The 14080-nt window shown below is 72.1% G+C and carries 1 protein-coding gene (cut by a window edge); it reads right to left on the bottom strand.

The genetic code is table 11. The annotated features are described in order from the left end of the window. Positions 1–8: 8 nt before the first annotated feature. Positions 9–14080, bottom strand: partial view of a WXG100-like domain-containing protein gene (locus LR394_RS05330; protein WP_231439234.1) — the end only. 57895 nt of this gene lie beyond the right edge of the window; only the last 14072 of its 71967 coding nucleotides appear in the window; its start codon lies off the right edge, out of view; the stop codon is at positions 9–11.

Here is a 14080-nt window from a genome sequence, read left to right as displayed (position 1 = left end):
CGCCCATCTCAGTTCGTTCCGTCCTCGCTGCGCCGTAATCCGGCCAGGTACACCTGGGCCAGGTATCCCGGCAGATCCAGAAGGTACCCCGGCAGAGGCACCTCCGCCCGCCACTGCCCGGCCCGGATCATCGCCTCGATGTGTTCTGCAGCAGGCAGTTGCACCGGCCGGGTCAGCCCGCCGGTCCCGTCGTGGCCGATGCTCACGAGCGCCTCGATCTCCTGGTGTACCTGGTCGGTCAGGTCGTCCAGGTCACCGGCCGCCAGCAGGCGCTCGGCGATCCGGCGGCGAGCCTGTTCCGGTGACAAGGTCTGCGACGGCCCGGCCACCGGAACAGCTCCGGCATCGTCGAACTCCGTGTCGTCCGACTCAGAACTCTGGACGAGCCAGTCGTCACGCATGATCGGGTTGTCGATGTAGGCGAAATCCCTTTCCCAGTCCCAGCGGTCCAGCCACCCCATCCGTTGGTCCGCGGGGATCCCCAGGGTGCCGCCCCGCATTTCCTGCGGCAGTGGCGCAGGGGCGAGGGGCAGGGGCTGCGGTGCGGTCAGGGCGTCGAACTGCTCCAGCACCTGCCGGGCGAACTCCGGCAGGGTCCGGGCCGGGCTGTTCACGGTCCGGGCCAGCATCAGCAGCCCGCCCTCGCTGATCCCGCTCCAGGCCCGACGGTCGTGCCCGGGCTGCCGGATCAGGTCGTTGAGCAGCCCGCGCAGCCGCACCGTGGCCTCGAGCTGCTCGATCTCGTTCAGCACCGACGGATGGTCGTCGTCCAGGTCGTAGTCCTGCTCGAAGTGCTCGAGCTCGATCCGGCTGTTGCCGGGGAAGAAGATCTTCCGGGCCTCGGCGATCGGGACCAGGCCGTCGACCGCGGCCTGGACCAGGGTCAGGTCGCCCTGGCGCCCGATCGTGACGCTCAGCGCCGGCATGTCCCCCAGTCCCTGCCGCTGGTCGGCCTCTATCCGCAGCAGCGCGTGGACGGCATCCTGGTCCCGGCCCGAGGGTGCGTCCAGTCGCACCACCAGAGTCCCGGTGCCCTGCTGGTTCTGGTGGTCGTCGATGCTGCGGGCCAGCTCGGCCGGGCTGAGGGCGGCCAGCAGCGGGTGCGACGAGGGGTCGGCATCCGGAGCCGGCAGCTGCAGGTCCTGATACCCGTGATCGCGCAGCATCCGGCCGATCCGCTGGACGGCCTGCTCCCGCAGCCGTTCCAGGTCGAACTCCCGCAGCCAGCGCGAATCGCTGTCCTCCAGGGCTTCCCGGGTCCGGTCGGCCAGGATCTCGGCATCAGAACGCGGGTCCGGGGTGCCCGACGGAGGCAGACCGAGCGCGGGGCGCACCAGCGCCGCCAGTTCCTGGACTGTCGAGTCCTGGGCGGCCTGCAGCAGCAGCGAGTCCGGCTCGTCCGGGTCCGGGGCCACCTGATCGTCCACTGCCCAGACGCTGTTCGGGCCCGGCAGCACGTTCAGGGTCAGACCGGCCGGGCCCTCGGGCTGCGGACCGGAACCGCCGTAGATCACCGGCTCGACCCGTACCGAGGCCGAGCCGAAGCCCGTCAGCGCCTCCTGCAGGCGCTCGGCGAGCCCGTCGATCCGGCTGCGGCTCACCCCGGCCCCGGCCCGCAGTTCGATGCTGGGGCGCAACACCTGGCCGCCGTCCGCGGCGACCTGCGCCTCGAACCGGAACGGGGCGGTGACCTGCCGTTCCCGGGTCCGGAACACGGTCTGGTCGAGCAGCGTCGCCAGCGGGTCGGGCCGGGGGCCGACGAACCCGCCCCGGGTCTGCCGGGCCGCCTCGATCTCCCGGTCCAGCAGGTTCACCCCGGTCTCGACGAATATCCGTAGGTACTCCGCGTCCAGCTCGTCGATCTCGCGCAGGTCCAGCCGGGTCAGCGCCTGGAGGTGGGCCAGGTCGTCGGCCGCTTCCCGATCGCGGGCCGTGCCCAGCAGGTCCGGAACCAGCATCCAGCGCTCGATCTGCGCCGCCGTCTCCGGAGTCAGGGAAGGGTCCTGCAGCCGGCGCTGGAGCAACTGCTGCCAGAGCGTGTCGATGTTCGCCTGCAGGGTCTGGCTCTCGTGCCGCTCCCGCACCTGGAGCAGCTCCTGCGAGCGCATGACCTGCTGAAGCAGCTGCCGGAGCGTCTCCTCCTGGGCGTGACTGGGCTCGGGGGCGTCCTCGGCCAGGTACTCACGAACGGCGGCGGGACTGATCCGGACATCGGCGTTGTCCCGCCGGGCCGAGGCGGCGAGCTCGCTCCAGCTCAGGTCGCTGCCGGCCAGCCGGGCGGCCAGCTCGTCGCGCAGTGCGGTGTCGGTGAACTCGCGCAGGTCGGTGGGCGGCAGGGTGCCCTCGCGCATCGCCAGGCCTTCGAGCATCCGGGTCAGGATCGGGCGCAGCTGGGTGGTCACCGGGGCCTGACCGTCCAGGACCCGCTGCAGCCAGTCGTCGTTCACCGCCCGCTGGAACGGCAGGGCGACCCAGCCGCTCACCTCAACCGTCCGGACCGGACCGGTAGCGGAAAGGTCGATCCGGTCGGGTGTTTCCGCAGGCAGGTCTACACCCGCAGCTTCCGGGTCGGCGGCGGGCCCGGCCTCCGGCCGGCTCTGGATCTGCGCCTGGGCCAGGTACTGCGGCAGATCGGACAGAGCCACCGACAGCGGAAGATCGTTGGGCCAGTATCGGTTACGGATCAGCTCGGCGACCCGCGCCACGCTCGGCAGCGGCACCGGATCTGCGCCGGCGAAACCGATCTGCTCGAGTTCGCCCAGCTCCTGATGCACCTCGTCGGTCAACCGCTCCAGGTCTACCGCCGCCAGCACCCGCTCGGCCGTCCGCCGCCGGATCTGCTCCGGGGTCGGCGCGGTTGAAGACCCAGCCTCGGCCTCCGAACCGGACCCTTCGCTCTCCTGGGAGTTCTCGGCGAGCCAGGCGTCCCTCATCATCGGGTTGTCCAGCGCGGCGAAGTCCCTCTCCCAGTTCCAGCGGTTCAGCCAGCGACCCCGATCGGCCGGATCGGTCCCGGATGCCGGCGCAACGGATTCCGCCTCTACTGCGGGTTCGGGGGTCATCGGCTGATGGTGATCGAGCACCCGCTCGGCGAGACCGGCCATGCTGGAGCCCGGTTCGGCCACCGTCAGCGCCGCAACCGTCAACTCCCGGTCGCTGAACTGCGGGCGGTCCTCCTCAGCCACCCCGCGCCGGTCCAGCACCGCACCCAACTCACCCCGCAACCTCCGCAACGCGGCCGCGCGAGGCTCAACAACGTCTGCCATTAGCTCGGACGCCTGCGCCTCGGGCAGCGGCACCCAGACCGGCTCCCCAAGCCCCGGCAGGTCAGTAGCACCGTCCCGAACGCCGGAAATGGCTTCACCACTGGCATGCTCGTCCGGCCGTCCGATCGCGACGGTGATTCCGAGGCCGTCGACCGGATGCCCCAGAGTACGCATCCCGACTGTCACGCCCTCGCCGGCGAGCCCGTCGGCCGGGTCCAGCCGAGCCAGCCGGATCGCGCCGGAGCCGGTTTCCACTATCTCGAGCAGACTCTCGGCCAACGCGGTACGACTCAGGTTCGCCAATAACGGATGACCGGATCTCGAGCGCGAGTCCGGCAGGCCGATCCCTTCGATCCCGGCCTGCTCCAGCCGCTCGCGGACCGCATCCAGAACCTGGGCGTTCAGCGCTTCGAGGTCGAACTGGTCCACCCACTCGAACATCGTCTCCAGCGAGGCATTCTCAGCGTCGCGGGCGAGGGCCGCGGCGTCGGAAGACCCTTGCGGCCCGGACAGCCCGACCGCGGTCCGCAGCACCCGCACCAGTTCGGCCGGATCGGCGTCCAGCCGGATCGGCACGGTCTGCCCGGCTCCACCCGCGCCCAGCTCGGCCGCCGAGAAACCGTCCAGGTCGTTCTCCTGGGTCAGCACCACCAGGCGCAGACTGGGCCGGTTCTCCTGAAGACCGTTGAACAGCGAGATCTCCGGGATCACCCGCAGGTGAGAACCGCCGAGCCGGGCGGCCGCCTGCTCGAGCCGGGCGGTGAGGTCGGCCCGCTCGTCCGGGCCGAACCCGAAGCCGGCCAGGATCTCGATCTGCGGGCGGATCCGGTAGGCGGGGCCTCCGTCGGCGGCCCGGCCGATCTCGGCGACGGTGCGGTATTCGACGGTGCGGTCGGCGCCGGCGAGGTCGGCCCGGACCTGATCCAGGACCGACTCCAGCGTGTCCGGACGTTCCAGCGCGGTCCGGAGCATCGTCCGTAGTTCGTCGTCCGAAAGCTCGAGATCGTCCGTCCGGTAAAGGCTCTGCAGCTGATCCCGTTCGGCCATCCGGTCTTCCAGGTGACCGGCGGCGACGAAGAGGGCCAAGGCTCGGGACGATTCCCCGGTGCCCGGTCGGGTCAGCGGGCTCAGCGCCTCGCCCAGACCATCGGCGGCCTCCCGGTCGGCCGCCTGAGCCTGGCCGAGCAGGTCCTGCTGCCGGTGCTCCATCGCCCGGACGATGGCCTGGAGCAGGGCCTGCTCTCCGGGCCGCAGAGGCCCGGAGCCCGCGGCCAAGAGCTCCTGGAACCGCTCGGTGGCCAGCTGCCTGCCCACGTTCTCGGTCTGGGCCGCGTGCGCCAGCGACCGCCACTGCGGATTCAGCTCTCCGGAGACCGGATCCACCAGCACCTCGGTCAGCCGGGCGGCCAGTTCGGTGTCGGTGAGCTGGTCGAGCCCGGTGGCCAAAGTGTTGTCCCGCAACGCGTTGCCCTGGAGCATGTCCAGCAGCACCGGCCGGGTCCAGGTGGTGGCCGGTTCCCGTCCGCGCAGCACGTTCTCGATCTGGGCGTCGGTGACCTGTGCCTGGTTGCGCACCGCCACCCGGCCGGTGATCTGCGTGGACCGGCGGTGCTCGAAGCTGAAAGGTCCGGTGACTTGGGACGCTTCGGGCTGGCCAACGGGGTCGGTCGCGGCAACTGGATCGGGAGTTTCGGCGGGCAGGTCCACCCCGCCGTCGGCCGGATCGCCGGAGTCGTCCGGGCCTTCCGGGTCACCCGTGCGGCCCGGATCACCGTCGCCCCGGCTGTTGTCCACGTGGGTCACGGCCAGCCACTGCGGCAGGTCGTGCAAGTACTCGCGCAGCCCCAGACCGGGAGTCCAGTCCCGTTCCCGGATCATCGTGTACAGCTGCTGCAGGCTGGGCTGAGCCACCCCGGCCGCGCCCGGATAACCGACCTCGGCCAGGTCGGACAGGTGCTGGCGCACCTCGCCGGACAGCTCGATCAGGTCGACCGCGTCCAGCACCCGCTGCGAGGTCTGTACCCGGGCTCGTTCCGCCGGTGCGGACGACGACTCGGCCACGGTCTCTTCCGGCGTGATGCCCAGAGCCATCGCGTCCAGCTCGGCGGCCAGGTCGGTGAGCCACTCGTCCCGCATGATCGGGTTGTCCATGGAGCTGTGCGGGTCGTCCGTCCAGTTCCACAGCCGCAACCACTCCATCCGCTGGTCCCGGGCGATACCGAGGTAACCGCCGCCCTCGTCGGCCTCCGGCGCGACCGGCTCCCCGTCCTCCGAATCGGTGTTGTCTCCGTAGAGCTCGGCCTGGTCCGAGTCGATCGAACGCGGCGGCGTCGGCGCGGGCCGCGGCACCCCGGTGGTACGGGCCAGATCCAGCACCCGCTGGGCGAAGCCAGCCATGGTGACCCCGCGCCGGTCGCTGGCCAGGGCCAGGGCGGCCAGGTCGGGATCGGTCAGCTCGGTCAGGCCGGCCCGCTCCTGGCTGCTCAGCCGCTCGAGCAGGGTGTCCACCTGGGCCCGGAGCCGGGCCAGGGCGTCGGCGTGCCGGTCGACGGCCGAGGGGAAGGGCCCCTGCTCGGGCATCGCCTCGTGCCAGGTGACCTCGGCGTAGTGCCGGGTCGGGTTCTGGGTCGCGGCCAGGCCGTGGTCGGCGTTGTAGGAGCCGTTCTCCGAACCGTCCTCGGAACCGTTGTCGTTCCAGTCGTTGTCGTTCTCGGTGTTGTCGTACCAGCCGTCCCCGAGGCTGGTGTCCTCGATCCCGGCGTTCTCGAACTGACGGTCGATCTCCTGCAGCGCCACCGTGAGGTCGAACTGCTCACCGGGATGCCCGAGCACCAGCCGCAGGCCCGGCATGTGACCCGGGCCGCCGTCTTCGCCACCGTAGATCTGCGGGATCACAGCCACGGTCAGGGCATTGCGGTCCAGGCCGTCGGCCGCGTCCAGCCGGGCGTACCGGGCGCCGGTGCCGAGCGCCGACTGGTACTCCCGCACCGCCTCGGTCAGCGACGGGCGGCTGAGCACCCGCAGCAGGGCGTGCGAGGCGGGGTCGGCGTCCGGCCGGGGCACCTGGATGTTCCCGTGCCCGGCCTCGACCAGCAGGTCACGCAGGTCGCTGATGGTGTTCTCCCGGGCCTCGTCCAGGTCGTACCCGTAAAGCCAGTGGTACGGGCTCTCCTGGCGGGCCTCGGCCACTCGTCCGAGCAGGATCTGGTTGTCCAGTCCGGGGTCGGCCGACCGGGCCGGCAGACCCAGGCTGAGCCGGACCAGGGCGCTTACCTGCGCCGCGGTCCGGTCCGGATCGGAGTCCAGCTGGACCTGCTCGACCAGTGCCTGCCGGCTGGAGTCGGCGTACCGCATCTCCTCGCGCAGTTCCGGTGAGAGTTCGGCCGGGGTCTCGGGCTGGAGCACCACCATCAGGTCGAACCGGGCCAGGCCTTCGGAAACCCCGGAGCGCACGGTGATCTGCGGCTCCACCCGCATCCCGCCGGCCCCGTCGACGGTCACCGCCGCCCGCGCCTGCTCGGCGACGGCCTGCAGCTGCTCAGGGGTCACGCCGGGCGATGCGACCAGGTCGATCCGCGGCCGGGCGACGAGCAGTTCGGCCCCGGCGGCGTCCCGGCCGACCTGCACGTCGTAGCGGAAGGGCCGGCTCACCCGGTGTTCCTGGGCCTGGAAGGCCACCTGGGCCAGCACGTCCGGCAGCAGGTCCTCGGCGCTGCGGGTCTCGGTGGCCAGCAGCCGCAGGCCGGTCGCCACCGTGTGCCGCAGCTCGTTGGCCGTGAACGGGGTCTGCTGACCACTCAGCCGGGTGAGCACCTGAAGGTCGTTCAGCAGGTTGTACTCCGGCCGCTGCTGGAGGTAGGCGAGCACCGGTACCAGGGCGTTGGGGTCACCCTGCCGGGCCAGCCCCAGCCGCAACCGGCTGAGCTGGCGCAGCAGGGCGATGCCCTCGGCCCGCTCGCGGTCCTGGTGCAGCCCGTGGAACTGGCCGAGCGCCTGCCGGACGGCCTCCAGGGTGCGCCGGGTCTGACCGTTCAGGTCGCCGGCCGAGTTCAGCGCCGCGGACACCCGGGCGGCGTCGATCCGCAGGTCGCGGTTGCCGTTCAGGGCCCGCTGAGCACCCTCGAGCCAGGCCTGGCTGGGCTCGCCCCAGTACAGCTCGTAGCCCAGGGTGTTGGCCAGGTACGTGTTCGAGCGCTCGCGCAGCTCCGGCTCCGGCAGCACGCCGTTGCGCAGCCACTGCCCTTCGGCGATCCGCAGCAGGGCCGGGCGGAACCGGGCGGTGGCCGGCCGCTCGCCCCGCACCACCGCCAGCACCTCGTCCAGGGTGATCGTGCGGTCGATCGGGAGCGGCACCCGCCCGGTCATCTCGAACGTCCGGCCGACCTCGGCCAGCTCGACCGGGCCGCTCAGGTCAGCCTGGTCGGGGCTCTCACCGTAGAGCGACTCGGCGTCGCTCTCCACCTCGCGCGCGGCCGGGGCCTCGTCGGCCTCCGAATCCCGGTAGCTGGGCGGCTGTTCGGTGTAGGACGGAGCCGCCTCGTCCTGGTGCCGGTAGCCGGTCAGCGGAGCGTCGGTGATGCCGCCGCGCGGGAAGGTCACCGAGCTCACCCGCACCTCGGGCGAGAACGCCACCGACTCCGGACCGGCCTGATGCACCCAGCGGCCACCGGGCTCGAGGGTCCGGGCCCGGTCTCCGTGGTGAACCAGCTCCGCGGGCTGGCGGGGCTCGCCCGGAGCGAAGTCCGACATCGGCAGGGCCAGCACCGGGCGCTGGTTACCACCGTAGGCCGGGGCGAACACGAAGGCCGCGCTCTCACCGGTCTGCGGCTCGACGAACGCCTCCACCACGGGCACGTCCGGAGCCTGCGCCACCGGCACCGCGAAGCCGCGCACGGTCACCCCGAAGCGGTCGGCCAGTTCCTGGAAGTAGGTGTGCTGCAGGGCCACCGGGACGAACAGCGGGGCTGGCGGGCGACCCTCCGAAGAAGGCATCACCGCCTGGAGCCGGTCGGCCAGAGCGGACGGGGTCAGGAGCTGAGAACCCGCATAGGGCAGCCCGTTCGAGGCCGGGACGAGGATGCCCACGAAGTCTTCCGGCACCCGCAACACGGTCGCCAGCTCACGGTCCTGGACGGCGTGCTGCGGGTCGACGAAGGCCACCACCGGCCCGCTGCGCCGGTCCACCAGCTCCGGGGCTGACACCTCGCTGCCGGCCGGGCGCACATCCAGCTGGCCCAGCCGCTCCGGGACCACGACGTCGCGCATCAGCACGGTCCGCTCCGGGTCGTAGTTGCCCCGGGTGGCGTCGGTGATGTCGACGACGGCGACCCCGGATTCGGCCTGGCCACCCCGGAAGGTGTGCAGCGCGGCGACCCGGCTGATCAAGCTGGTCAGCCGCTCCTCGGCAGCGGTGTCGCCGTCGGCGAACAGCGGCCGGGCGCTGCGCCCGTCGACCAGGGTGCGCACCAGGTGGCTGAGCAGATCGAGGTCCAGACCGGTGGCCCGCACCTGGGTCTGGATCTGCTGCCAGAGCATCCGGTTGCGGTAGGTGTTGCCGGCCTCGGTCGCCACCGAGTGCCGGATCAGCTGCCGGGACAGGGTGGCCAGGTCCGGCCAGCCCTGCTGCAGCGCGGCCGGGTCGTTCGCGAAGGCCGGCCGCTTGAGCAGGAGCGACCTCTCCAGGTCGAGGCCCCGGCGCAGGCTGGTCGCGTTGTTGCGGATGTGCTCGGCCATCGCCTCGGGGCGGGCCTGGAACACCTCGACGCTGCGGTTGCGGCCGAACAGCACCCGGGCCCAGTCGGAGACCAGCAGCGGGCCGGCGCCCAGCACCGGGTCCAGCACCACGTCGTGCTCGCCGTCGGCGAACCGCACCCGGACCAGCGGCGCGGCGTGGTGGCCGGAGGTCTGGCGGGTGGTGCCGGTCGGCCCCCAGGGGTTGTCCACCGTCATCTCGCCGAGCAACTCGGCCACCTGGCTGGACACCCCGCGCTGGGCGAGCTGGTACTGCTGGCGCAGGATCCGGTGATCCAGCAGCCCGGCGTCCGCCGAGTTCTCCAGCGACAGCAGGTCCGGCGACACCGGCAGGGCGGACAGTTCGGTGTAGAGCTCCCGGGCCTGGGCGACGGTGACCGTCGGGGCCAGGTTCTGCATCCCACCGAGCAGGAAGTCGACCGCGTCGGCGGCCGGGTGCCCCTCGAACAGGCTGCGCACCCGCCCGTTGAACGACCAGCCACCGAAATCGCCGTTGCTGTACCGGTTGGCCAGGCCGCCCAGCAACGCCGGTGAGCGTTCCACTCCGGCCAGCAGCTTGATCACGGTGGTCCGGTCGCCCCGGGCGACCGCCGACTCGATCGCCGAGGCGGTGCCCGCTCCCCCGCCGAACATGGCCTTGGCCAGATCGGCGGTGTCCTGGTCGATCAGCCCCTCGGCCTGGTACCGGTCGATCAGCGGAGCCGGGTCCATCAACTCCGGTGAGTTACGCACCGACAGCTGGGCCAGCTCAAGCATCCAGCGCGACCGGCCGGCCGCGCTGCTCAGCACCGGAGCCGGGTCCAGCCCGGTTCCTTCGCCCCGGGCCAGGGCGTTGCGCACCGGGTTGTCCGCGGGGTTCAGCCCCACCCGCTGGAACGGCTCGCGGGTCCAGCCGCCTTCCAGCACCGGGCCCGGATCGTCGAACCGCAGGTGCACCGGCTCCTTGTTCTGGGCCGGGGGGTAGGGCGGGTTCAGCGTCAGGTCCCGCCCCTCCAGCGTCGCCGAGATCAGCTGGACCGGCCCGCGGACCCGCAGCGAGAGAGCCTGCCTCAGGCTCTCCACCTCGGCCAGGCTCAGCTCGGCGGTGTGGACCAGGGTCAGGGTCGGCACACTGCCCTGCGGCCGGCTGTCCAGGAGGCCCAGCAGCGCCGGCCCCGGAACGGTCAGGTTCTGGCTGAGAACCACGATGGTCGGGCCCAGTTCGGTGTTGCGGGGCAGCCGCACCGGGTTGATCTGCGGCATCACGCCGCCGCGGCTCTCCGCCATCAGGGCGCCGTACGGGCTGGCCACGATCGCCAGCCCCGGCTGGGACGGGAACGGCACGGCGGCGAACTCGTTGCGCCAGCCCTCGAACTCCCGGCTCAGAGCGGCCTCGGTGCGCCGGCCCTGGCGGTAGGTGTCCCAGATCCGGGCGGCCATCAACCCGTCCCGGTTCTCGTAGGTCTTGTACCGGCTGAGCAGGTTCACGTTCGGGCGGATCTTGGCGGCACCGCGCACCACCGAGGGGGCGTGCCAGTCGTCCGCCCGGAGCCGGGCGAACAGGTCCTGCAGCCGAGGGTCGGTGAAGCGGGCCGGCACCGTGGGCGGCAGCAGCAGGCGGGCGTGCACCGCGGCGGCCTCGGCCAGATGCTGGTCCGGCAGGTCCTCGGTGTGCACCACCATCGCCTCGGTCGGCAGCACCGGTCCCCGTGCGGTGCTCCCGCCCAGGGAGTAGGTCAGGCCGTCGCCGCTGAACCGCTGGTGCAGCCGAACCTTGCGGGTCTGGTGGTCGTGGGGGTTGTTCGGGAAGGCGAACACATCGACCTCGACCTGGGTCGGCTGCGGGTGCCGGGCCATCTGCCATTCCCAGGCCAGCGTCGGCATCGTGGTCAGACCGGTTGCGGTGTCGGCGCGTTCGAGGTCTCCCTCCGGCCGGACCACCCGCCATTCAGCGTTACGCCGCCCGCCCTCGGGCCGTACCTGGTAGCCGATCTCTCCCTTGGCCAGGTGCACCGGGACCACCGGCTCGGGCGTGTACACCACCTCGTCCAGGTTCAGGGCCCGGGCGATCTGCTGGGCCCGCGGCCCGGAGACCTCGGTGACCAGCATGCCCACGCTTTCGTTGCGGCCTGACAGCCCACGCACCACCGAACCGGCGGGCAGGTCGATCCCGGCGGTCTGCAACTGCTGCCGGACGAACTTCGCCAGCTCCGTGGTCATCGCGCGGTCGTCCGACCACTGCCAGATCTCCGGCCGGATCGGGTTTCGCACCGCAGCCGCGGTGGTGGCCACGGGCGGCAGTACTTGAGGACGTTCGGGAGCCTCGGTGCCCTGGGTGTCCGTCGGGTTCCCGGTCACCTGCGTGGTTTCGGCCTCCGGGGTGACCGGCCCCTCGGTCGCCGGGACGCTCTCGGCCACGGCCGGCGGGTTCACCGGGCGGAACACGTCGTGGACCAGCTCGAACGACTTCCACAGTTGCCGGCCGCCGGGCGCCGTGCGTTCCGGAACGCCGTTGACCCGCTGAAGGCGGTGCCAGCTACCGATCAGCCGGCCCGGCGCCCGGGGGACCTTCGGAGCTTCCCAGACCAGGTCCAGGCGTACCAGGTCGGCCGCGACCTTCCGGCCCGGCCGGACGTTGGGGGCGAGATCCAGTACCCCGGTACCGCGGGCGTACCAGAGCGTCACCGAGCGCTGGTTGTTCGTGCCCGACATCAGTTCCTGCGCGGTCTGCGTCGAGAACAGTTCCCGGACCTGAGCGTTCGTGGACAGGTTCTGCGGGTCGTTGTTCTGCCGATCGGCCGCAGCGGTGGCGGCGCCGGCGTAACCCCGGAACACCGCCTGGGTGCCCAGGCGGGCGCGCAGACGTCCGATCGCGCCGTCGAAGTCCTTCTCCCGCACCATTTCGACGTCGGGCTTCGGGGCCGGTTCATCCGGCTTCTCAGCCGTCTCAGTCACCTCGGACGTCTCGGACACCTCGGCCGTCTCGGTCGTGGCGCTCTCAGGGTCCGGTTCCGGAGCGGGCGTGGGGTCGACCAGAGGACGTCCGCGGGCGTCGAGGCGCAGATCGGTGAAGATCGCGTTCAGCACCGGTACCTGGACGGCGAAACCGGTCTCGGGCTGGTGGTTCCCGGTCCGCCGGCCGGGCACCACGCGGTCCAGCTCGACTGCGATCGCCGTCGGCCGGCCATTCGGCGAGGTGATCAGCCGGACGTCGACCCGCACACCGCCGACCGACCGGCCGCGACCGGTCGCAGGGGTGGTGCTCAGCGGGGCGGCGTTCAGCCAGACCGGCACCCGGTCGCCGTTCACCGGGAGACCGGCCAGAGCCTGCGGGGCGATCACCGCGTTCAGGAACCGCGCCGAGGCATCACCTTCCGGCATCTGGTGCCCGAGCCGGTGCAGTTCGGCGGCCAGCTGGTCCCGGACCTGGTCGGCCACGGCGGTCAGGTCGGTGGCGGCCAGCGCCCGGGCGGTGTCCCGCGTCAGCTTCGGGTCGCGGCTGACCTGCTGGTGGGCGGCCTGCGCGGTGCGGTAGATCCGGGTCAGGTCCCGCTGGGTGGGCCGGACGTCGGCGCCCAGCGCACCCATCACGGAGGTGACCTGAGGGCTCTCGAACTGGTCGAGGGTCACCGGCAGCCGGTAGCGGATCCGCTCAGCGGCCGGGCTCTCGCCCGGGTCCACCGTCTTCAGCACAGCGCGACGCAGCGGGCGCTCCGCCTTGTCGTCGGAACGCACCGGGTACCGGTCGCTCTGGTTGAACGGGTGCGCACCGATCTCGTGCGCCAGGGTCAGCCCGGAACTGCCGACGTAGACCTGCTTCTCATTCTCCCGGGTGGCCGGCGTGGCCTGGGCCGGGGCCGGCGGGTCGCCCTGCTTCAGGGTGACCTCCCGGTCGGCCGCCACCGAGGGGTCCGCGGTCACCCGGATCTGGCTGCGCAGGTAGCGCCAGCGCCCGTCCAGCTCGAAACGCCCGGTCTGGTTGAAGATCCGCCGCGACTCGGCCTGCGCCTTGGCCGCGGCGGCCTCCAGCTCGGCCTGCGACACGGTCGGCCGGCCCTGCTCGTCGAGTTCCGGCACCAGCCGGACGGTCTGCTCGACCTCCATCACGGTGACGTCCGGGGTGACGTCGAACTCGGCCGCCCGGAACTGGATCTGCGCCCGCCGGAAGTACGGGCTGAGCTGCTCGCGCAGAGCCGCCGAGTTCACCAGCTGCTCGATCTGGTCGCGGCCCGGGCCGCCCTGTTGCGCCGAGGCGTCCAGCACTGCCCGCAGGTGCTCACGCGGGTCGGCCGAAGGCGGGACCGCATCGAAGGCGAACCGGCGCTGAACCGGCCGGACTGCTTCCACCGCAACCGAAAGCAGTCGCGACTGCTCCGGCGTCAGGCGGCCCGAAGCGTCCAAAAGCTCCTGCAGCCCGGACGTATCGATCCGAGCCGGATCCATCCGCCGGTAGACCGGTTCCAGGTCGGTCTGGAAGCCGACGTCGTACCGCCGCACGGCCCCGCCGGAGGTGGCCGGAGTCTGCTGCCGCAGCTCGGCGATCCGGGTGTCCCACTCCGGCTGCCAGTGCCGGTCGTCGGCCATCGGCAGGCGCAGCCCCCGACTGTCCGCGGCCAGCTCGCTGGGCCGGTTCCAGTCCTGGTGCACCAGGATCGGCCCGTCACCGAGCAGCTCGGCCGCACGGTCGATCGCTGCCTGGGCCAGCACCGGGTCGGCGATCTGGCTCACCGAGAAGGTGACCGGGCCGTCGGCGTCGTGCGGGATCCGGGTGCTGCGCGGCAGCAGTTCCGGGCCGTCCGAGGCCACCACCAGGCCGGGCTGATCATCGCTGCGCAGCAGGTAGAACGAGTCCCGCCCGGGCACGTCGGCGTTGCCCTGCCGGGCCGGGTTCAGGCGCACCAGTTCGGTCTCCGGTGCGGCGGCGGCCCGGGCCGGCGCCTTGCCGGTGGTGACCGGCGTTCCGCTGATATCGGCCCCGAGTTCGACCGTGCGCCGGACTTCCTGAACCGCTGCCGGGTCCGGGCTCTCGGCCGGACGACGGGCGGCGACGGTGAAGCCGTCCCGCGAGATGGTCGGGGTGATCT

The organism is Kineosporia babensis (assembly GCF_021129305.1).
In the GTDB taxonomy this organism is placed as follows: Bacteria; Actinomycetota; Actinomycetes; order Actinomycetales; family Kineosporiaceae; genus Kineosporia; species Kineosporia babensis.
The sequence above is the reverse complement of the archived record's forward strand: the minus strand, read 5'-3'. Positions and strand labels throughout refer to the sequence as shown.